This is a genomic window from Photorhabdus australis DSM 17609, assembly GCF_000711895.1.
GTDB lineage: Bacteria > Pseudomonadota > Gammaproteobacteria > Enterobacterales > Enterobacteriaceae > Photorhabdus > Photorhabdus australis.
In genome coordinates this window covers 13,010-35,483 of sequence record NZ_JONO01000037.1, presented here as the reverse complement: position 1 = coordinate 35,483, position 22,474 = coordinate 13,010, and the positions used below count along the sequence as shown (strand labels likewise).

The 22,474-nt window shown below is 44.3% G+C and carries 14 protein-coding genes; 6 read left to right on the top strand and 8 right to left on the bottom strand.

Annotated elements, in window-relative coordinates; all coding sequences use genetic code 11:
• Positions 1–28: 28 nt before the first annotated feature.
• The 3 genes from BO26_RS11985 to BO26_RS11975 are packed head-to-tail and all read right to left on the bottom strand — an operon-like array spanning position 29 to position 2,986.
• Positions 29–661 carry an HAD family hydrolase gene (locus BO26_RS11985; RefSeq protein WP_036771629.1) on the bottom strand — a complete coding sequence of 211 codons (633 nt, stop codon included), beginning with the start codon at positions 659–661 and terminating at the stop codon, positions 29–31.
• Between the two features lie 13 nt (positions 662–674).
• Positions 675–1,736, bottom strand: a complete 1,062-nt coding sequence (locus BO26_RS11980; RefSeq protein WP_036771627.1) for a zinc-dependent alcohol dehydrogenase — start codon at positions 1,734–1,736, stop codon at positions 675–677.
• Positions 1,736–2,986, bottom strand: coding sequence for a class-III pyridoxal-phosphate-dependent aminotransferase (locus tag BO26_RS11975; protein WP_036771626.1), 1,251 nt, complete (start codon positions 2,984–2,986; stop codon positions 1,736–1,738). The genes BO26_RS11980 and BO26_RS11975 overlap by 1 nt, the downstream gene beginning before the upstream one ends.
• Before the next feature lie 657 nt (positions 2,987–3,643).
• Between BO26_RS11975 and BO26_RS11970 the strand changes: the two genes are divergently transcribed.
• Positions 3,644–4,840: a multidrug effflux MFS transporter gene (locus BO26_RS11970; protein ID WP_036771625.1), complete on the top strand. Its 1,197-nt coding sequence runs from the start codon at positions 3,644–3,646 to the stop codon at positions 4,838–4,840.
• Between the two features lie 261 nt (positions 4,841–5,101).
• Here the strand turns inward: BO26_RS11970 and malT are convergent, their stop codons facing one another.
• Positions 5,102–7,816 carry an HTH-type transcriptional regulator MalT gene (malT, locus tag BO26_RS11965; protein ID WP_036771624.1) on the bottom strand — a complete coding sequence of 905 codons (2,715 nt, stop codon included), beginning with the start codon at positions 7,814–7,816 and terminating at the stop codon, positions 5,102–5,104.
• Between the two features lie 426 nt (positions 7,817–8,242).
• On the opposite strand from malT, the gene malP reads away from it, so the two are divergent.
• Both malP and malQ read left to right on the top strand, forming a co-directional pair.
• Complete coding sequence (malP, locus tag BO26_RS11960; protein WP_036771623.1) at positions 8,243–10,645, top strand: maltodextrin phosphorylase; 2,403 nt, start codon at positions 8,243–8,245, stop codon at positions 10,643–10,645.
• A gap of 9 nt (positions 10,646–10,654) precedes the next feature.
• Positions 10,655–12,742, top strand: a complete 2,088-nt coding sequence (gene malQ / locus BO26_RS11955) for a 4-alpha-glucanotransferase (RefSeq protein ID WP_036771621.1) — start codon at positions 10,655–10,657, stop codon at positions 12,740–12,742.
• Between the two features lie 480 nt (positions 12,743–13,222).
• Here the strand turns inward: malQ and BO26_RS23135 are convergent, their stop codons facing one another.
• Positions 13,223–13,387 carry a hypothetical protein gene (locus BO26_RS23135; protein WP_201771267.1) on the bottom strand — a complete coding sequence of 55 codons (165 nt, stop codon included), beginning with the start codon at positions 13,385–13,387 and terminating at the stop codon, positions 13,223–13,225.
• 292 nt (positions 13,388–13,679) lie between these two features.
• On the opposite strand from BO26_RS23135, the gene BO26_RS11950 reads away from it, so the two are divergent.
• A complete protein-coding gene (locus BO26_RS11950) occupies positions 13,680–15,695 on the top strand; it encodes an LTA synthase family protein (RefSeq protein ID WP_036771620.1) in 2,016 nt (671 codons plus the stop codon).
• Positions 15,696–15,761: 66 nt separating this feature from the next.
• Here BO26_RS11950 and malG read toward each other — a convergent pair whose 3' ends face one another.
• The 3 genes from malG to malE all read right to left on the bottom strand — a co-directional run bounded on the left by malG (position 15,762) and on the right by malE (position 19,544).
• On the bottom strand, positions 15,762–16,652 hold the full coding sequence (malG, locus tag BO26_RS11945; RefSeq protein ID WP_036771619.1) for a maltose ABC transporter permease MalG: 891 nt from the start codon (positions 16,650–16,652) through the stop codon (positions 15,762–15,764).
• Positions 16,653–16,664: 12 nt separating this feature from the next.
• On the bottom strand, positions 16,665–18,221 hold the full coding sequence (gene malF / locus BO26_RS11940) for a maltose ABC transporter permease MalF (RefSeq protein WP_036771618.1): 1,557 nt from the start codon (positions 18,219–18,221) through the stop codon (positions 16,665–16,667).
• A gap of 123 nt (positions 18,222–18,344) precedes the next feature.
• Positions 18,345–19,544: a maltose/maltodextrin ABC transporter substrate-binding protein MalE gene (malE, locus tag BO26_RS11935; protein WP_036771617.1), complete on the bottom strand. Its 1,200-nt coding sequence runs from the start codon at positions 19,542–19,544 to the stop codon at positions 18,345–18,347.
• 376 nt (positions 19,545–19,920) lie between these two features.
• Here malE and malK point away from each other — a divergent pair, with 376 nt between their 5' ends.
• Positions 19,921–21,030 carry a maltose/maltodextrin ABC transporter ATP-binding protein MalK gene (gene malK / locus BO26_RS11930; RefSeq protein WP_036771616.1) on the top strand — a complete coding sequence of 370 codons (1,110 nt, stop codon included), beginning with the start codon at positions 19,921–19,923 and terminating at the stop codon, positions 21,028–21,030.
• Between the two features lie 38 nt (positions 21,031–21,068).
• Positions 21,069–22,355: a maltoporin gene (locus tag BO26_RS11925; protein ID WP_036771613.1), complete on the top strand. Its 1,287-nt coding sequence runs from the start codon at positions 21,069–21,071 to the stop codon at positions 22,353–22,355.
• Positions 22,356–22,474 lie beyond the last annotated feature (119 nt).

The following is a 22,474-nucleotide window of genomic DNA, read 5'->3' as shown; positions in this document are numbered from 1 at the left end:
GATATGATTAATAATGGAGGGCATTAAGTTACGCAAAATCAATCTTAGAAAATTGCGGAATATCTGTCAGCGCCCCAATAATACGGGTTGCTTGCTGATATTGCTCTGCAACAGATAACGCATGAGGCCAGGCATATACATAGGAAATACCTGCCCGTGTTGCAGCTGTAATCCCTAAATCTGTATCTTCAATCACTAATGTCTGATGAACATCCATAGACTTCAATTTCAACATAGCAAGATAAGGATCGGGATGAGGTTTGGTTTTCACAACATCGTCGCCAGAGATCAAAGCCGGGCTTTCACTCAGCTCCAACAATCCAATATTAGCCAGACATACTTCCCTCGGCGCAGTAGAAACAAAGCCAAAAGGGATATTATGCTGTTGTAAAGCCGATATCAGCCCAGAAATTCCCGGACGAAGATAACTTTTAGACAACTTATCCTTATAAACAGCAACAATTTGGGCGGTGATCTCTTTTTGTTGCTGAGCAGGAACTCCAATGTAATCCAGCGTTTCCTCTAAACTCAGACCAATTAGTTGCTGTGGTTGTACATGCTGTGTGTAGTCAGGAGCCAAATCACAAAGAACATCAAAGTGCAGCTGCTCACTGTCAACAATGACTCCGTCAATATCAAAAATCACATTAAATCTATCCATGTGAAACATTCCATTATTTTAGATCGGAAATACGGATAAGCACTTTACAGTTTGGAGTAAACAGTGGTTTTTGGCTTTTGCACGCAATATCACAACCAACCGTGAGAAAAGCCTGCAAGTAATCATTAAAATCAAAAATCTGGCTGACCAAACGACCGGCTGGAATAACACCATCACGGATCATGGTATAAGCACGCTCAAAACTGTTATTCAGAGAATCAATGGAACCAATCACTGAAAGGCTCTTATCAGCAATTTTCAAGATATCAAGATTGGCATACTTATCTTTAAGCGCGACATTCAATAACTTCCCGCCAGGCGCCAAATGTTCAAAAATGTATTCGGTTAACTGCCCGGTCGTATCCACACAGAGATCGATAAGCGCTAATTTATCACCATATCGTTGCGCTAATGCCTCATCAAAATCAGTGTACAGTTCACATTCCGGTGGCAGATTTTCTTTGGCAAATTGAACACGATTTTCGTTTTTCTCGACCATGAAAGCTTTAACGCCTCTGGCATGTAAAGCCCAGATGTAGAGCATCCCCATTGGACCTGCGCCAGCTACCGCTGCACGAATATTAGTATGAGTAATGCCCAGTTTATCAACCCCGGTCAATGTGCAACTCAATGGCTCAGTCAGTGATGCTTCTTCCATACTGACATGATCATCCAACTTTATCAGTGAACTCTCTTTAGCCAGATATTGTTCAGCAAATGCTCCGTCATAAGAAACCCCCGCTTCGGTTCCCAATTTTTTCTCACAATGATTTGGACTGCCTGTCTGGCACATCCGACAATGCCCACAAGAATAGGTTGGATTGATGACAACACGGTCACCCACATTAAAACGCGTGACACTCTTCCCTATTTCCGCAATAACACCCGTTGTTTCATGGCCCAGAGTGGTTCCCGGAATGGCAACAGGATAAGATCCAGTGATAATCCCAACATCTGTGCCACAAACGCCACACACCGCAATATCAACGACAACATCATCAGGCTCGACACAACGTAACGGTTCAACATCCTGGATTTGCACATCCCATACCCGATTAAATTTAAGTGCTTTCATTACGCTACCTCCTTGTTGTCCAGCATTCCTAAAGTCAGATCAGCAAAAGTTAGATCAAGTTTATGCAGAATTTCGTTTAAATGTGCCTGAGTACAAATTAACGGCGGACGAACTTTAAGTGCGCGGCCTTTACCATAACGAGAGCCGCGGATAATCAAGTTATGAGAATTCGCTATCGCAATTGCTTGTGCCGCAAATTCCGGTGATGGCGTATCAAAGCCAAACATATAACCAACGCCCCTGACACCGGTAATTTCTGGATATTTATGTTGTAATGCTAATAAGCCATCACGCAAATAAGCTTCGTTACACTGAACATTCTCCAGAACATGTTCATCTTCGATGATATCGATAATTTCGTTCAGGGCTGTTAATGAAAGAGGATTAGCACCTGATGTACTGGAATGTTCGAATGATTCCAAGACATCCAATGAACTGCGCATCAGCACACCACCGGTAGGAATACCGATACCACCAGCCCCCTTAGCGAACACAATAATATCTGGTTCTAATTCTTTAGCGTAACCGGTTGAGGAGAAAAATGTCCCAGTACGGCCAAATCCGGTCTGCACTTCATCGGCGATAATAATAATATTATGTTTATGGCAGATTTCTCTGATCTTACGGTAAAAATCAACAGGGAAAACGTTATTTCCACCATTCCCCTGGATAGGCTCGATGATTAAGCAGGCAATATTGTCATTTGAACCCAATTGAATAAATTGCTCCAGGTCAAAATATTGATTAGGTTCTGTATTCGCTTCAAATTCCGACATGACGCTGGCAGGAGTCGGAACTTTTAAAGAACCATCAATATTGACATGGAAGTCTTTAATTCTAAAAGCATTACCCGAAATTTGCGCTGTGGCTAAAGACTGGCCATGATGAGCCAAAAAGAAAGAGATAACCCCTGACCGACCTGTTGCTTTTTGCGCAATACGAATTGCACACTCAACCGCGCCAGAACCGGAAACATCGCGCAACCATATTTTATTAATACCTTCAGGAGTATATTTAACCAATTTACCCAAAATATATTGGGACATTTCATGAGTATAAGCTGAACTCAGATGTGTACATCTATCGATCTGCTGTTTTAGTTTTTCTGCTATTCTGCGATTAGTGTACCCAAGTGGAAGGTTAAATGTCCCAGAAGCTGCATCAATATACTTTTCACCATCTATTTCCAGATAAGGACCGTTTCCAACAAAGCGAGAAAGCATATCTTCAAACCGTTTTCCATTTTCCATGATTTCATTACCTTAATTAATCATTTCTAACTATAAGAAAGCACAATAATCTCGAATAGGTAAGAGAATATTGACTTAAAATTAATTTAGATCAACAAAAAACCTATAAAATTACAAAAAACATTTAAAAAATTAAAGTATTTTGTATAAAATACATTATTATTTTGAATGAATAGTCAATTGCAGCAGAACTGCTGGTTCGTATGGTTAGTGGCAAGAAATTCTGTTCAAAATCCGACAAAACTGTGCCAAAGATTTTCCATCTTACGACGTTGCTACAGGCGATAAGGGCATTTTATGACCTGAAGCTATTTTCTGATAGGTGACGAAATGGACTAAAAAATTCCTGATCATTTCTGATTTGTCAGAAACGGTGTGCTTTTTCCCTGGAGATAGCCAGACTCTCGAGCGATATAAAAATACCTATATAAGCTAGTTGGTTTACACCAGTAAATAGCTCGTATAAAGTTCAGACTTTAAAAAAAGTAAAGGGTTTAGTCCGTTGCGAGATCCTTAAACATGTCTATCGCCAGCTTGAAATGACTTGCCAGTAGATATGGTGTATCCAAGATCTTTTGTCGTGTTAACGAATGAATTTCACTGAACCTATTTGCTAATAAAACCATCACCACTTATTGAAATATCAAAAGAATACACATGCGAAATTACATTCTTCTACTACTTAGTCTGGTACTCTTTGGGCCGCTAGGTATTGATCTGTTTCTACCTACAATTCCTGCTATCGCTGAAGATTTTCAGGTTAATAATGAAGTTATTCAGTCAACAATTTCTTTATTTCTGTTGATCATGGGGCTGGGGCAATTAATCGCCGGACCACTGGTAGACAAATTTGGCCGTCGGCCTGTTGCCTTAGTCGGTATCACTTTATACATCCTCGGTTCTGCAATCGCAGCGCTTTCAACCAATTCCGAGATTTTTATCACAGCACGGATTATTCAAGGATGTGCTGTCTGCTGTACCAGTGTCGTCTGCATCAGCGGTGTACGCGACCGTCTGAACGGTGACGAGGCAGCTAAAGCCTACGGCTTTCTTAACAGTACATTGAATATTGTTCCTGCTTTGGCCCCATTGCTCGGTGGCCTGTTAGCCGAGATTTTTAATTGGCGAGCGCCATTCTGGTCTCTGGTTTGCTACTCCGTTATTGTATTGCTCATTATTGCCACCTGGCTGCCAGAAACACGCCCTACAAACACCAAACAAATTCATGGACTTCCCCTGAAACAATATTATCAAATTCTCAGCAATGCTCGATTCATGCACTTTGCACTGGTTAACGCCGTTGTCATGGGAATAGTGATTACTTACGTTTCATTTGCGCCAACGGTACTCATGACCGAAGGCCATATTTCACCACTAATATTTTCATTGATTTTTGGTGGCAACGGACTCTGGACTATGATCGCTTTCCTGATCGCCAATAAAATCATTCATCGAACTGGCCGCCCTTTCTGCTTACTGTTAGGTTCAATTCTGATAGCACTGGGTAGCCTGTCTCTGTTCTCAGGAATATATCTGCTACCAAACGTAGCCAGCCAACACTGGTTAAGTTATATGTTGCCAGTTGCTTTCGCTTGTGCAGGTCTTGCATTTGTTATGGGGCCCGCGACCAGTTATGCACTGGAACCTTATTCTGACGAGGCAGGAATAGCTTCTGCATTAGTAGGATTCATCCAAATGGCTATTGGATCCATCATCTCGTTGATAGCAATGGTGTTACCATTTTCCCCCAAACAGTCTCTGATGCTGGTAATGCTACTCGGTGCCATGTTAGCTCTATCCGCACGTTCACTAAGTTGCGGTCTTAAGGGACAAATCGTTTCTTTAAAGTCTTAACATCTATCCCCGTCATTTTTCAAGTTGCTTCTTTGTTGGCTGCACTTACTCACCCCGGTCACATAGTTATCTATGCTCCCGGGGATTCGCTCCCTTGCCGTCGCGATGCATCTTGAAATCCATAGGGTATATCACACAGGAATGTATCAAGACGCCGAAAAGTGACTTTGCACAACAGAATAAACAGGAAAATGAAGAAGAAAACGCGCCAAATCAGCTGTTCTTATTGGGCTAATTTTTCACAAACCCTGTACCGCCGAGTCATACACCTAGCCCCATCATCTGCATCAGTTGCTGCGCCTGCTGAATCGCCTCCTGGCGATTCGCAATGCCCAGCTTCTGATACAGATTTCGTATATGGGTCTTAATGGTTGTCGTTGCTACATCCAACTCTACAGCAATTTGATCGTTACTGTAGCCTGAGTAAATCAACCCTAAAACCTGCCACTCACGCTGCGTAAGTGGACTATTACGAATAAGCTCTGGAACATCAGGATGTGTCAGCAATTGTGTGACAAAACTTTCGTCAAAATGAGCAAATTTGTGGCGATGTTGACGATTAATATCCCGCAGAATACGTTGAGCCCGGTGTAACTCCAGTTCCGACAGCGTATTAAGCTGAATAAGCTGGCGTAACTGCTGGGCCATCAACTCACCTTCAATAACAAAATGACTGACAAATCCTGTACGGTTAGCCAAAGCCAGTGCCTCTATAAGGACACTCTGTGCTTCACTTTTGCGCCCGGTATGCCAGTAAAGCAAATTGCACAACAGTAGATTACGGTTCAGATCGCTTATTAATTGCAATTTTCTCGCATGTCGATTCAGTGTATCCAAAATAGGTTCGGCTTCATCATACAAACCAAGTAGGATCTGAGCACGAGCAATATTACGCCACTGTCCCTGATTAAAATGATTATTTACGCTTTCTGGTCGCTCAGTCTGCGCCAACCACCGAATAGCAGCGCTTTTGTCTTCCATACTCTGCCAAATGATAACGCGTAGTTTGTCAGTATTTGTTCGCCAATCCCTGTGATATTGCCCATTATTCAATAGGTTTTCACAGCGAGCCAGATAACGGCGGGCATTATCAATATCTCCCCTGGTCAAAGAACACTTAGCGAGTTGCGTTAAGCACTGCAACTGCTGCTGAGGTTGGAAGTTAGCTAATACTTCCAAACCACGACGCGCTGCCTCTTCGGCTTCATCAAGACGGGACCAGCACCACAAAAGCTGTGAGCGGATACGTAACAGGAATTCATGCATCGGAAGCTGCTCCAGATGCTGCTCCCGAATCAATTCAAATGCTTTGTTCTGCGTTTCATAAGCCGTCTGCAAATATCCCTGAGCTAATAAAATCTCACTTTGCTGCAACAACGCCCACAACGCGTAGTGATGGACCTGGAAACGACGTGCAAGCTGCTCGGTTTGTTGCATCCGAGCCAATGCATTAGTCAACTCACCTTTACAATGTAATACTTCACCTTCCACCGAAGTCGCAACAATACGACTATATTCATTCTGAGGAAGCAGTGCCGCCAAAGCTTGTTTCGCTAACTTATCAGCCACCTCCGGCTTGCCACTGTTCATAGCCACCTGAGCCCGCAAAGCGTCGAATTCAGCCAATAAATCCGGCTCAATAGCAATTTGTTTCTGTTGCAGTGCTTGTTCCGCTTGGTTCAACAATGTATTGACCTCTGAGTAACGGTGCTGGCTCTGGGCCAACCAAGCCTGAAGTAGCACCAAACGCGGACTCTCCAACAGTTGCTCATAAGGCAACGCACTCATGCACTCTTCCAGCAGAGATAGTTCACTGTAGTTAAACAACGCCCAAGCATGTTGCAATAAAATATTACGTAACATGGCAGTATCGCCCGCAGACAACACATGATGAATAGCCTCGCCCGGATATCCCTGTGCCAACCAACCTTCTGCAGCAGCACGGTGCAATTCTGGCAATTGCAACGCCATTTCCCACTGGCAGCGTTGACGTAAAAATGAGGCAAATAGTGGATGAAAGCGAAACCATTCACCAGAGTCATCCATCCGTTGGATAAATAACCCCTGACGTTCAGTTTCTTCAAGGCGTTGCTGGCCATTCTCCTCACCGGTAAGACGAACAATCAAACCATCATTCATGGAGCGCAAGATAGAGCTACGCAACAAAAATTCACGCGTTGACTCATCTATCTGATTTAGTACTTCATCCACCAAATAGTCGGAAAGATGGCTGGCGTTAATACCCGACAAGCGTTTAGCTGACAACTCAGCGGCATCACATGACTGCTGTGCTGAAAGGGCAATAAGCTGAAGCGCCGTTGCCCAACCAGCCACTTCGTTGCATAGACGTTTACAATCGTCAGCATCAAGCGATGTAGTCAAACGCTTATCAAAAAATTGTTGGGTTTCCTGATAATCAAAAGCCAGTAGCTGACTGTCGATTTCCAGCAATTGTTCACGCACACGCAGATTGGCAACCCCAAGCGAAGGCAGATTACGAGATAAAATGGTTAAAGTAAGATTTTCAGGCTGGTGACGCAGGAAAAACCGCATGGCCTCATGAATAACGTTATTCATAATTAGATGATAGTCATCAATCACCAAAAAAATTGGGTACCGCCACTCATTGAGTTCAATAAACAATTGTGCAAAGAGAGCAGGTAAATTGGCATATTGGTGTTTTTGGGCCAGCACTTCACTTTTAACACAGTGTCCCTGCGTAGCGTGTTGTAACGCCGCGATAAGATAACTAGCAAAACGTTCCGGTTGGTTATCGCTTTCATCCAACGAATACCATCCCAGATTCTCCTGTTCAGCTGCCCACTGAGAAACTAATGTGGTTTTGCCATAACCTGCCGGACTGGTTATCAAAACAAGACGATAATTAGACGACTCATTCAACCTGATTAATAAGCGCTTACGCACAACCGTATTATTCAGGCGAACAGGACGACTAAGTTTTGATGGGATAAGCATTGATTTCCGTGCCCAAAAAATAAGAAGCAATAAGTAAAACCTGTGCTGAAACCGTGTGTAATGATTTAGATAATTTATTTCACGGCTCGTAATAATGTCATTAATCAGCCCAACCAAATTTAGTGAAATACACAGCCTTTGCAAACAGGTTTGCGACCCTCATGTATTAAGTTGCGCACCCTATCACATTCTTGCACAGCAAATTCCACCTTCCACTTATAAGCTGTGGAAGCGATTAGCAAATTTCCTCATCGATTCCCGGACAGAAAGTGGATTTAATCGGTGCCAAAATGAAGCAAAATATGATTACTGACTACGCCCTTTTACTCCTCCCTGACTAATACCTCTCCAGGATGATGCTTTAGATCCTGAGAGCATTCAGCATAGTGTCTAAATTTTCCTTTTCAGCTACAGGATGAAGACTCCATGCAACAGTCCAGATTAGATAAAGCTCAGTTTCAGGCTGCGCTGACACGTCAATGGCAGCGCTTTGGCCTCGGTTCAGCACAGGAAATGACTCAGCATCAGTGGTGGCAAGCTGTGAGTATGGCTCTGTCAGAACTGCTACCTGCATGTCCTGTCATCAAGCATTCCGACCAACAACGCCATGTGAACTACATCTCCATGGAGTTTCTGATTGGTCGTTTAACTGCAAACAATCTGATTAACCTTGGTTGGTATGAAAACGTTCAGGATTACCTGGCAGAAGAAAATATCGTCCTGAGTGATCTTCTGGAGCAGGAAACAGACCCCGCATTAGGCAATGGCGGACTAGGACGGCTTGCTGCCTGTTTTCTCGACTCGATGGCAACCGTTGATCAGCCCGCCATTGGCTATGGCCTGAATTATCAATACGGCCTGTTCCGCCAATCTTTTGAGCAAGGACAACAGATTGAAAAACCAGACAACTGGGAGAGAGAATCCTATCCCTGGTTCCGTCACAATGCCCAGTTGGATGTTGAAGTTAATATTGGTGGCAAAGTCGTTAAAGCCGCTGATGGAGGCGAAACCTGGATTCCTGAATTTACCTTGATTGGAGAAGCCTGGGATCTACCGATTATTGGTTACCACAACGGCGTTACCCAACCATTGCGCCTGTGGCAAGCAACACATGCCTCTCCATTTGATCTCTCCCAGTTCAACGATGGACAGTTCCTGAAAGCGGAACAGCAAGGTGTTGAAGCCGCTAAACTGACGAAAGTTCTCTATCCGAACGATAATCATCAGGACGGCAAACGCTTACGTCTAATGCAACAATATTTCCAGTGTGCTTGCTCCGTAGCAGATATTCTGCGCCGCCATCACCAGGCAGGCCGCAAAACAGAAGATTTGCCTAAGTATGAAGTTATCCAGCTTAATGACACCCATCCAACTATCGCTATTCCCGAAATGATGCGTATTCTGCTGGATAAGCACCAGATGAGCTGGGAAACTGCATGGGAGATAACCAGCCATACTTTCGCCTATACCAACCACACCCTGATGCCAGAAGGCTTGGAATGCTGGGACGAACAGCTAGTGAGCCATTTGCTACCACGCCATTACAGCATTATTCAAGAAATCAACACCCGTTTCAAAAAACTGGTGGAGCAAACCTGGCCAGATAATCAAGCCGTATGGGAAAAATTAGCGGTACATCATAACCATCAGGTGCGAATGGCTAATCTTTGCGTCGTCGCTTGCTTTGCCGTAAACGGAGTAGCAGCACTGCACTCAGCGCTGGTAGTTAAAGATCTTTTCCCAGAATATCATCAACTATGGCCAAACAAATTTCATAACGTAACGAATGGTGTTACGCCGCGTCGTTGGCTCAAACAGTGTAACCCTGCTCTGTCGGGACTGATTGATCGCACACTTAATCGTGAATGGATTAACGATCTTGATACACTTAAATTACTTGAACCCCATGCAGATGACTCTGCTTTCTGTGACGAGTATCAGGCAATCAAACTAGACAACAAAGTTCGTCTGTCCAATTATGTGAATAAAGTGATGGGGCTTAAGCTGGATCCTGTCGCCATTTTTGACATACAAATCAAACGGTTGCATGAATATAAACGTCAGCACTTGAACCTGCTACACATCTTGTCACTTTATAAACAGATTCAAGAAAACCCGTCTTTGGATGTCGTGCCCCGAGTGTTCCTGTTCGGTGCAAAAGCAGCGCCAGGCTACTATCTGGCAAAAAGCATTATCTCTGCGATCAATCAGGCGGCAGAAAAGATTAATAACGATCCTATCGTCCAGGATCGCATCAAAATCGCCTTTATCCCCGATTATAAAGTTTCCGTTGCAGAGCTTATGATCCCAGCTGCTGACGTTTCAGAACAAATCTCCACCGCCGGCAAAGAAGCTTCTGGTACTGGCAACATGAAACTGGCACTGAATGGGGCACTGACTATCGGCACATTAGACGGCGCAAATGTTGAAATTGCCGAACAGGTGGGAGATGACAATATTTTCATCTTCGGGCATACCGTAGAAGAAGTGAAAGCCTTGAAAGCTGCCGGTTACGATCCACTGAAGTTACTTCAGGAAAATCAACACCTGGACAACATACTCAAGTCGCTGGCAAGTGGAGAATTCAGCTACAGCGATAAACACGCATTTGACATGCTATTGCATAGTCTCATTGATGGAGGCGACCCTTATCTGGTATTGGCCGATTTTGCCACATACTGCGATGCGCATAAACGGATCGATACCTTGTACCGAGACACTAAAAGCTGGACACGTAGCGCTATTCTGAATACTGCCCGGATGGGTATGTTCAGCTCTGACAGAACAATCCGTGATTATCAGCAACGTATCTGGCAAGCAAAGAGATAAGGAAGAAGCATGGAGGAGAAGCACCTCGATCATTTAGCGACCGAAGCTGGCATTGTCGCCAGCTATATTAATGCTTATGGAAAACTGCAAGCAATTCCAGCAGAAACCAGATATCGCTTATTAGATGCCATGAACATTAACAAACCGGTCAGTGTGCCGGTTTCCCCCCTGCCAACAGTGAAAGTCTTCACTCAAGGACAAAGCTTCACTATCACGTTAAAAAACGAAGGGGACTATCAATGGCAGATACAAACGGAACAAGGAGAAGAATTTCAGGGGCATTGCAGCCATCAACTGATACTCCCTAATACGCTTGCACTAGGGTACCATCGCCTCACTCTGATACAAGGAAGCCAATGCTGGCCTATGCAGATTATCGTGGCCCCCAAACGCTGTTATGAACCAGATGCCCTGCTAAAAGGAGAAAAACTCTGGGGGACTTGCGTGCAACTCTATACTCTACGTTCAGAAACCAATTGGGGAATCGGGGATTTTGGCGACCTGAAATACATGCTAGAAGAAGTAGCGACACGGGGTGGTGCCTTTATTGGGCTGAATCCGTTGCATGCTTTGCATCCAGCTATGCCAGAAAGCGCCAGTCCCTACAGTCCCTCTTCACGCAATTGGCTCAATATCATTTATATTGATGTTAATCAGGTTGAGGATTTCCAATGTAGTGAAGAAGCGCAGAAGTGGTGGCAAACACCGACAATTCAGCACATGTTGCAATATGCCCGCAATGCAGAATGGGTGGATTACACCACAGTTATGGCATTGAAAATAGCAGCGCTGCGTCTGGCATATCAACAATTCAATACCCGCCCAGAACTTGATTCTCAACAGGTGTCTTTTCGCCAATTTATTATTCAAGGCGGAGAATGTCTTTATTATCAGGGAATCTATGATGCCCTGCACTACCAGCTATACACTGAAGATAGTACCTGTTGGGGCTGGCCAGTGTGGCCGGAGAAGTACCGCGATCCGCACGGTGAGGCCATACAAATGTTTTGCCAGTCTCACCCGCAGGAAGTGAGATTCTTTCTCTGGCTACAGTGGTTGGCTGATTCTCAACTTGCAGACTGCTTTGCTCAGAGCCAGGCAAGTGAGATGCCAATTGGGCTTTACCGTGATTTAGCTGTTGGCGTAGCCGAAGGAGGAGCAGAAACTTGGTGTAACCGGACTGTCTACTGCACCAAAGCATCAGTAGGAGCACCACCGGATGCCCTGGGGCCACTAGGTCAAAACTGGGGTCTACCTCCGATGAATCCTCATGTTTTGCAAACCCAAGCTTACCAACCTTTCATTAATTTGCTGCGCACAAATATGACCTACTGCGGCGCGTTACGCATTGACCATGTTATGTCGATGCTCAGGCTTTGGTGGATTCCCTATGGTGAAACTGCCGACAAAGGGGCGTATGTACACTACCCAGTTGATGATCTGCTGGCAATTCTGGCATTAGAAAGTCAACGCCATCATTGTTTGGTCATTGGCGAAGATTTGGGTATCGTGCCGGAAGAAATTGTGGGCAAACTACGCGATAACGGCGTTTATTCTTATAAAGTGTTCTACTTTGAGCGTCATGGCAATGGAGAATACCGCGCACCTGAGAATTATCCGATACAAGCAATGGCGACCATCACCACTCATGATTTACCTACTTTACGTGGATTTTGGCAAAGCGACGATTTGACACTTGGGGAATCACTCAAGTTATATCTGGATAAAGACCTGCTACAAGGGTTATATACCGAACGTCAAACCAGCAAACAAGGGTTATTAGAAGGTTTACATCGCTACGGCTATATCCCAGAACATATCAGCCACATTGCAAAAGAAGTCGCAATGTCGCCCGTGATAAATCAAGGATTACATCGTTATATTTCTCATAGCACCTGCTCACTGCTGGGGTTACAACCCGAAGACTGGCTGGATATGGATAAACCCGTCAATGTTCCAGGCACGATAATGGAATATCCTAACTGGCGACGTAAATTGAATACCACATTGAAAACAATGTTCGATGATGATCATGTCAACCAATTGCTAAGAGATGTGGATAGATGCCGTAAAAAAGCTGGAACAGCCAAAAGTTAAATACCGTAACGCCTATTTCTCCTGTGCAAGTGTTACCCTTTCTAGCTTAATAACAACGTTAATAAACTGATAATTTTCAAGGATGGTTTTAATTTAAACCATCCTTGAGATTGTTGACTTTTTTGCCTCAACTATCACTGCTGTGTTTTTACCAATGAGAAAACTCGTGTTAAGAAAATCCGGTTTCAATTATCAATATGTTTTTAAAAATCTGGAAAAAATGACAAGTGCATTTTGAGAACACAGTAAGAACTTTAATCATCAAAAGTAAAAATTTGATTAAAGATTTTTTAAATCGAGAAAAAAATCCGACGCGATACTGACATAGAGAGAGCAAACATCAAGAAAAACGGATTTTAAATTGATTAATAAGGCAACAAAATAACAACATTAACTCAATAACAAAGACGAGATGATATTAAGACATTTAACAACATTAAAGATGATTAAAGAAATTGACTTTATTCTTAATACCATTTTCTAGCAAGAGGGGACCCGCAGTTTGCGGACAGGTACATGAATAACAGGTGCATCCGTTTCCGGTGCAAGCCAGTTCTGCATTTTTGCACCAAATCTATATGCCGGATTATTTCCTCCTTGCCACTGTGGCATAACCAGTCTGATAGTATTTGAACGGTTAATCATTATTACTCCTTTGCATATATGTAAAGTACATTCAAAACCAGCGAAGCTAACGCTTCGTCGACATACTTTTACCGCCTTATGTCGGCAAAAGTACCCTTTCGGGTAAAGGATAGTTGACAGTCTGAACCATCCTTACAATTGTCTATATCTGACCAATGACTTCTTTACTGCAAAAAATGTCAAATAAAATAACCTAATGGGATAAGCAGTAACATGCTGATATAAGATTAGGATCTTTACCAACAAAATATCAAATTATTCTTACTAAACTATCTATTATTAAGAAGGTACTATGTGGTTTTGCAGATTTAAACAGGCTTTTATCGCTCTTTTACTGCCCTGGTTGTTAGCTGTGGCTACACAAATGGCAGGAAGGATTTTCCTTCTCTTCACTTATGGCAGTCATCAACTCTTTGCAGATTCCTTTCAGGATGTAGAAAGAATGTTCTGGATTGGCGGGTTGTTTGATATCCGTATTGCCAGTCTGCTGTTTGTTCCCTGCCTGCTAATTGCCAGCTTATTGGCTATTAATAAAAACAGCTTCAGCATATGGCAGCGTTTTTGGCCATGGTTAACAACGATATTAAATACACTGATTGGAGCTTTGACTGTAGGTAATATTTACTACTATGCCACTTATGAACGGTCGATTGATATTTTCATTTTCGGTTTGGTAGAAGATGACACAACAGCCGTGCTGCATACCCTGTGGAATGATTATCCTGTCATCCGTGGCTTATTTTGCTTAACTCTGTTCGCAGCTATCGTTTTCCGGCTCTGCCTCCTCTGGCAATGCCGCCTTATCCAACGCACAGAGCGCAAAACTAATCTGCCAACTTCTGCCATAGCAACGCTGGCTATTCTGGCGATCTGTTTCGTTGGAATGCGCGGCTCCATCGGTACCTTCCCATTACGTCAATCCAATACACAGGTTTCAGAAGTTAAAATGCTTAACATGCTGACTCCTAACGGCCTGATGGCTCTAAACTGGGCCTTCAATGATCATTACAAAAACAGCTACTTCCCAGAGGCAACGGATGAACAAGGTAGCAAGCTATTAAGCCAATTTCTGGATAATCCAACTCCGGCTAGCCTGTTGCCGTTTATGGTTAAAACCTCCGACAATCCTGTCGCTCAGAAAAAACCACCTCATGTAATATTTAACGTGATGGAAAGTATGGGCTATCACTTGCAAAGCTTAGATCGTTCAGAGCTTGATGTTTTTGGCGCCCTGCGCCCGCACTGGCAAAATGACTGGCGTTTTGAACGTTTCGTTTCCGAAGGAGATGGCACTATTGACAGTTTAAGCCGCTTCCTTATCCGCAGCCCGAACAGTGCTATCAGTCAGTCTACAGCCCAAAATCTCAATTTCACCAGTAATATGTTTAAGCCCTATCTGGTAAACGGCTATAAAATCATTTTCGTTACATCAGGTAATGGCGCATGGCGTAATTTAAATCAGTTCCTGCCAAATCTAGGCGTCAGTGAATTTATTGATCAAAATGGGCTGAAAAAACGTTACCCAGAAGCCAAGTTCGATACCTGGGGTGTACCTGATGAGTTTATGTTCCGTTATATCAAAGAACGTTTAACTCAGGCAGAAAAGAACGGGGAACATGTTCTGATTATGTCGCTATCTACTACCCATCATCCCCCGTATAAGTCACCAGAAAACTATAAGAAAACAGATATTAAGCTGAACGATATAGAGAAACAGCGCTTAAACCATCTGGCTAGTGGTGATGAACTACAAGAGGTTTTCCATACTCTGCGTTATAGCAACGATCAATTGGGACAATTTATCAGTTGGATGAAATCCCAGTCACTTGCCACCCACACCATTATTGCAGTAACCGGTGACCATAATATACGAGGTATCGGTTATCCAGATGCTCATGAACTGGCTATCGGCCATGGTGTACCATTTTATCTCTACGTCCCCCCTGCTTATCGCCAGAATATGTTTTTTGATGCGACCAGAGTCGGCAGTCATAAAGATATCTGGCCAACTCTCTACCATTTAAGTTTGTCAAATACTGCTTATTACCGTACCGGTTGTAATTTACTGGCTGAACATCTGGATCCTATCTGGTGCCAGGGATACAACCCGGAAGTGATTATTACACCGCAAGGCGGCTACATCATGATAGGCAAAGGTGAGTTTCGACCATGGGCAAACCAGAAAGGATTATTATTAGGTGAACCACAACCAATGACAGCAGAACAGACTAAACAATTCCATCGCTGGCAAGCATTTACCAATCTATTGTCATGGCAATTGAATCGTCAAGTTCACCACCAGCAATAATGGATACTTCCGTGAATCCCTTTAATCTCAATCGATTAAAGGGATTCACACGGATAAGTATCACAATCAGCCCTTTACTCCCCCAGCAGTCAAACCACTGACCAGCCAACGCTGAGCAACCAAGAAGACTATAGTAATCGGGAGCGCTGAGAGTACCGCGGCGGCGGCAAAATCGCCCCAGAGATAGTTCTGTGGGTTAAGGTATTGCTGCATTCCCACAGCCAAAGTGTAATTGTTCACATCCCTAAGAAGCAGTGAAGCAACAGGCACTTCCGTAATGACACCAATAAAGGAAAGAATGAACACGACGGCCAGAATCGGTACAGAAAGCGGCAGCAATACCATACGGAAAGCCTGCCATGGTGTCGCACCATCAAGCGCAGCAGCCTCCTCCAGAGAGCCATCGATGGTCTCGAAATAACCCTTAATTGTCCAGACATGCAGCGCAATCCCCCCCAGATAGGCAAAAATCACACCACCGTGGGTATTAAGGCCGATAAACGGTATATATCCCCCCAGCCGATCAAACAAGGCATATAACGCCACCAGGGAAAGTACAGCCGGGAACATCTGAAAAATTAACATGCCTTTCAGCAAGGTACTTTTACCGCGAAAACGCATACGGGCAAAAGCATAAGCACAGGTAGTCGATAATGTAACGATACCTACGGCGGTAATAAAGGCAACCTTAACCGAGTTCCAAAGCCACAGCATAACCGGGAAAGGGGGCGGTGTAACACGACCATCCGGTGACACCACACTATAGCCAAGTGCTAATTTCCAATGCTCCCAGGAAATACTTTCTGGGAGCAAACTACCCGTAGAAAAGTTCCCCGGCCTCAGGGAGATAGTAATAACCATCAGCAACGGGAATAAGATCATGGCAATAAAGGTTAACATCAACAAATGTGTCACCAACAAACGCCATCTCTGTGATTTGGATTGCACCATCGCCATTGCATTCTCTCCTTAGTCAAATTTAATGCGGGTGGCTTTCAGGTTAATAATCGCCAATGCACCAACCAGCAGAAAGATAACTGTAGCTATCGCAGCAGCCAGACCAAAGTCTTGACCACTACTGCCGTCAAAAGCAATACGATAAGTGTAACTCACCAGTAAATCGGTATAGCCCGCTGGCGCCGTGGTGCCAATGCGATCAGGCCCGCCAAGAGTTAGCAACTGAATCAGAACAAAGTTGTTGAAATTAAAAGCAAAACTGGCAATCATCAACGGTGTCAACGGTTTAATGAGTAACGGGAAAGTAATCTTAAAAAAGTTCTGAAACGGCCCCGCACCATCTATCGCCGATGCTTCATACAGATCGTCTGGTATTGCCTTCAATAATCCCATACAAAGGATCATCATATAGGGATAGCCCAACCAGGTATTCACCACAATCAGCATGGTTCGTGCCATTGTCGGATCAGCAAACCAGGCAGGTTTAAGGCCGAACAGGCCATTAAGTAACAGATTGATTTCACCAAAACTCTGGTTAAATAACCCTTTGAAAATCAAAATAGAAATAAATGATGGCACGGCATAAGGCAAGATCAACAGCACGCGATAAATAGCACGACCTTTCAACGCTTCCCACTGCACAATACAAGCCAGAACCATGCCGACAGCAACCGTCAACACGACAGTGAACAAGGCAAAGACCACCGTCCAAACAAAAATGGCAAGGAACGGTTTCTGAATACCCTCATCCTGTATTACACGCAGGAAATTTTTCCAACCGATGGAAATAGTAAATCCTGGCGTTAAAGTTTCATTTCCCCATTTTCCCTCAGCATTAATAGACTGATAGAAGCCAGTATCCATGTTAGGGCGATAAAGCGTCCCAGTTTGATTATTGGTGAGAGTCTTACCATCTTCTCCAAGAGAATATTGAGGATATACACCAGAAAATTGACGTAGCGAACTCATTTTCACCTGGTTACCACCCGGCAAAACAACAACTAACCGGTTCAATGTCTGTCGATTCTGAGTGATAACACGCAATGTTGCCGCTTCACCGTCTGGAATGTTGTCCTGCTCATACACATGCAGCGTAGTCTCTTTTGTTGCTGACAACGCAAACGGCTCGGACACCAATTGCTTAGTCTGGTCCGGTACGCTCAGAGCCAAAACCCACAAATCTGATTTTGGGTAGAGCTTAAAAGTCAATGTTTGCCCTGACTGATACTGACGGCTCATCAGGACTGATTGTGCACGTTCAAAAGTCAGTTGATTGGTACTACTGTAGTTGGTGAAGGCGATCGCAATAGTGCAAATAAGCGGAAATAATACAAATAATCCCATGCCTGCTACACCCGGATAAGTATAGCGCCAGGCATAAGTATTGCGGTTAGCAAAAACGTAAATACCTGTTCCTAACAATACCAATGTCAGGATTGCGAATAGATATTCTCCCTGTGAGTACATCAATACCACCAAATAACCGGTAAAGAGTGTACACAAGCTCACTGCAAACCATTTCAGAGCAGAATGCTGCCACCATGATGTTTTTTCGAGCGTCGTTGACATAATGCTCTTCCTTTTTACTACGACGTAACAACTTTCGGATAACTTAATCAAGCTTCCTGCAAACAGGCATCCTTACTGGTTGCAGGAAAGGAACACCCTTCAAAAAAGAAGAGCGCCCACGGGTTACTTAGTCATACGAGCTTCCGCATCAGTTAATGCTGCATCGACAGTTTGGCGGCTAGTTAACGCATTAACAACGGCATTGCGCATGGCATACCAAAAACTGCTCATTTGCGAGATATTCGGCATGATTTCACCATTCTTAGCATTTTCCATCGTGGCAGAAATGCGAGGGTCTTTAGCCAGAATATCGTGATAGGATTTCAGTGCCACAGCCCCCAAAGGTTTATCCTTATTTACCATCTCCAGGCCGTCGTTGGTCAGCAAATAGTTTTCCAGGAATTCCTTCGCCAGCTCTTTATTTGGACTAGCCGCATTGATACCTGCCGTCAATACGCCGACAAACGGCTTGGAGGGTTGGCCGTTAAAGGTTGGCAACAACGCGACACCATAATTTATCTTGCTCTTATCGATGTTGGCCCACGCCCATGGACCATTGATGGTCATCGCCGTTTCACCTTTGTTGAATGCGGCTTCAGCAATAGAATAGTCGGTATCCGCGTTCAGATGCTTATTTTTCACCAAATCTATAAGAAAATTCAGTCCTGCTTTAGAACCCGCATTATTAACCCCGACGTTTTTCGCATCATATGAGCCGTTTTCCATTTTGAACGCATATCCGCCGTCCGCAGCAATAAGCGGCCAGGAGAAATAAGGTTCTTGCAGATTAAACATAATGGCACTTTTGTCTTTGCTCTTCAGTGCCTTATCCAGAGCTGGGATCTCTTCCCAGGTTTTTGGTGGTGTTTTCACTAGGTCTTTATTGTAGATAAGAGAGAGGGCTTCAACCGCGATAGGATAACCAACCAATTTACCGTCGTGACGTACAGCATCCCAGGTGAACGGAAACAGTTTGTCCTTAAGATTTTGATCCGGCGTGATTTCTGCAACCAAACCAGACTGTGCATAGCCACCAAAGCGGTCATGAGCCCAGAAAATAATATCCGGCCCATCGCCGGTTGCTGCAACTTGTGAATACTTCTCTGCAAGCTTGTCTGGATGTTCAACCGTAACATTGACACCCGTATCTTTTTCAAACTTCTCACCAACTTGTGCCAGGCCATTGTAGCCTTTATCACCGTTGATCCAGATAACCAACTTACCTTCCTCTATTTTTGCAAAAGCGGAGGCAGATAACGCTAGCGTGGCTAAGGCAGAAAGCGCTAAGGTACGAACGCTCACTTTTAAAGTTGTTTTTATCATCATTCCGTCCTCATAGTTTGAAAGGTTCAGAGTGAACTGTTTTGTTACATTGGCGGAGGGTATTAAGCTAGTGTGCGATCAACAATGAAAAGACTCATCCTCCCCTACTCTACGCCCTACCCGGAATGGCTGTGATCTCTATTCCAAAAACAGAAGAACCGTGCCGTCGACCACAAAAAGGGGCATCTTTTTTTGCGATAATTATCACAAATTATCCCTTAACTCATACCTCACCACCTCAGTAACGCTTATCTCATCCTCCTGACTCCTCCCCCATAAAAAACTTGAGTATGGATGATTTACTCACTCGCTATCTTAAACACACTCTGACGTATCGTTTTTCACCGCGGATTGCGGTGATAGTTCGGGGGAACACATGTCGAGTGTCACACTACGTAATGTATCGAAGGCTTATGGTGAAACCATTATTTCTAAAAACATCAACCTTGAGATACAGGAAGGAGAGTTCGTCGTTTTTGTCGGTCCATCGGGATGTGGAAAATCGACAATATTAAGAATGATTGCGGGTCTGGAAGATGTGACTTCCGGTGATTTGCTGATCAATAACATCCGAATGAATGATGTCCCACCCGCCAAACGCGGTGTTGGGATGGTTTTTCAGTCTTATGCACTGTATCCCCACCTGTCTGTTGCAGACAATATGTCATTTGGCATGAAGCTGGCAGGTGCCAAAAAAAGTGATATTCAGCAACGCGTAAAGCAAATTGCGGAGATGCTTCAACTCGCTCACTTACTTGATCGCCGTCCTAAAGCACTATCAGGAGGGCAACGTCAACGTGTCGCTATTGGCCGTACTCTGGTTGCTGAACCCAGAGTTTTTCTGTTAGATGAACCACTTTCCAATCTGGATGCGGCACTACGTGTCCAAATGCGCATTGAAATCTCACGCCTGCACAAACGGTTGCAACGTACAATGATTTATGTCACCCACGATCAGGTTGAAGCCATGACACTGGCCGACAGAATCGTGGTACTAGATGGTGGAGATGTTGCCCAGATTGGCAAACCTCTTGAACTTTACCATTACCCAGTTAATCGCTTTGTCGCCAGCTTTATTGGCTCACCCAAAATGAATTTCCTGCCTGTTAAAGTCACGGCCACCGCCATCGATCAGGTGCAAATTACTCTGCCCAATCGCCAGCAAATCTGGCTGCCCGTAGAAAGCCGAGGTGTGAAAGTAGGCAGTAATGTATCTCTGGGAATACGCCCTGAACATCTTCTGCCAAGCGATATCGCCGACGTCACGTTGGAAGGCATAGTGCAGGTTGTCGAGCAGTTAGGCAATGAAACCCAGGTTCACATTGAAATCCCATCTATTCATCAGAATCTGGTTTATCGACAGACCGATATTGTGCTCGTGAAAGAAGGAGCGACCTTCACTATCGGGTTACCTCCCCACCGCTGCCATTTATTCAGAGAAGACGGAACAGCATGTCAGCGTTTGCATAAAGAACCCGGCGTTTAAAACCTGAGCCAATTAAAAAAACGACAGGAGAATAATTGATGAAATCAATGCGTATCTTACCTATCTCACTAACAGTTATGGCTGGATTACTGTCCATGCAGGCATTAGCTGTAGAATTCCACGGCTACGCCCGCTCTGGTATTGGTTGGACCGGCAGCGGCGGTGAACAACAGTGTTTTCAAAGCACCGGTGCGCAGAGCAAATACCGTCTGGGTAATGAATGTGAAACCTATGCAGAACTTAAGCTAGGCCAAGAGCTATGGAAGGACGGCAATAAAAGTTTCTATTTCGATACCAACGTGGCTTATTCCGTGGCGCAACAAAATGACTGGGAATCTACCGACCCTGCTTTCCGTGAGGTCAATGTTCAAGCGAAGAACGTCATCGATTGGTTACCGGGTTCAACGCTGTGGGCTGGTAAGCGCTTCTACCAGCGCCATGACGTACATATGATCGATTTCTACTATTGGGATATCTCTGGTCCCGGTGCTGGTCTGCAAGATATTGATCTCGGCTTTAGCAAGCTCTCTCTGGCCGTCACCCGTAACACTGAATCCGGTGGTTCTTATGGCTGGATTGCTAGCCAACGCAAAGAAATTCCTACCTCCAATGATGTCTACGATATACGTCTATCCGGCCTGGAAGTTAACCCAGGCGGCAGTCTGGAGCTTGGTTTTGACTATGGGCGCGCCAATGCACGAGACCACTACCACCTTGACCGTCATGCGTCCAAAGATGGTTTCATGCTCACCGCCGAGCATACACAAAGCATGTTAGGAGGCTTTAACAAATTTGTCGTACAGTATGCAACTGATTCTATGACTTCCCACAACAGTGGTCATTCTGAAGGTGCCAGCATAAATAATGACGGCCATATGTTACGTATCCTAAATCACGGCGCCATTAATCTCGCAGAAAAATGGGATCTCATGTACGTCGCGATGTATCAGGATACTGACCGTGACAACAACAACGGTAATACATGGTATACGGTTGGTGTGCGTCCAATGTATAAATGGACACCAACAATGAGCACCTTAATGGACATTGGCTACGATAATGTAAAGTCCCAGCGTACCAATGACACCAATGATCAATACAAAATCACATTAGCCCAGCAATGGCAGGCTGGTGATAGCATCTGGTCCCGCCCAGCGATCCGCCTGTTCGTCACCTATGCAAAATGGGATGAAAAATGGGGTTATGCGAACAAAAACAAAGGTTACACCAACGGCGTGGCTTACCGAGATACCTCGATGCATAAATTCAGTCGTGGTAATAATGATGAATTTACCTTTGGTATGCAATTCGAAGCCTGGTGGTAATGCCGTTAAAACTTTTGAATTTGAGATAAATAGAATTATTTAGCCACTAATTAGCGCTTGGACTGATACACATTTTGCCCGTGGTATCAGTCTCTTTTTTTCAACCGGACAAAGGTAAA

Coding starts and splice junctions, on each gene's coding strand:
- BO26_RS11970 (WP_036771625.1), top strand. CDS start 3,644: ATGCGAAATTACATTCTTCTACTACTTAGTCTGGTACTCTTTGGGCCG.
- BO26_RS11950 (WP_036771620.1), top strand. CDS start 13,680: ATGTGGTTTTGCAGATTTAAACAGGCTTTTATCGCTCTTTTACTGCCC.
- malK (WP_036771616.1), top strand. CDS start 19,921: ATGTCGAGTGTCACACTACGTAATGTATCGAAGGCTTATGGTGAAACC.
- BO26_RS11980 (WP_036771627.1), bottom strand. CDS start 1,736: ATGAAAGCACTTAAATTTAATCGGGTATGGGATGTGCAAATCCAGGAT.
- malT (WP_036771624.1), bottom strand. CDS start 7,816: ATGCTTATCCCATCAAAACTTAGTCGTCCTGTTCGCCTGAATAATACG.
- malG (WP_036771619.1), bottom strand. CDS start 16,652: ATGGCGATGGTGCAATCCAAATCACAGAGATGGCGTTTGTTGGTGACA.
- malQ (WP_036771621.1), top strand. CDS start 10,655: ATGGAGGAGAAGCACCTCGATCATTTAGCGACCGAAGCTGGCATTGTC.
- malE (WP_036771617.1), bottom strand. CDS start 19,544: ATGATAAAAACAACTTTAAAAGTGAGCGTTCGTACCTTAGCGCTTTCT.
- BO26_RS23135 (WP_201771267.1), bottom strand. CDS start 13,387: ATGATTAACCGTTCAAATACTATCAGACTGGTTATGCCACAGTGGCAA.
- BO26_RS11925 (WP_036771613.1), top strand. CDS start 21,069: ATGAAATCAATGCGTATCTTACCTATCTCACTAACAGTTATGGCTGGA.
- BO26_RS11985 (WP_036771629.1), bottom strand. CDS start 661: ATGGATAGATTTAATGTGATTTTTGATATTGACGGAGTCATTGTTGAC.
- BO26_RS11975 (WP_036771626.1), bottom strand. CDS start 2,986: ATGGAAAATGGAAAACGGTTTGAAGATATGCTTTCTCGCTTTGTTGGA.
- malF (WP_036771618.1), bottom strand. CDS start 18,221: ATGTCAACGACGCTCGAAAAAACATCATGGTGGCAGCATTCTGCTCTG.
- malP (WP_036771623.1), top strand. CDS start 8,243: ATGCAACAGTCCAGATTAGATAAAGCTCAGTTTCAGGCTGCGCTGACA.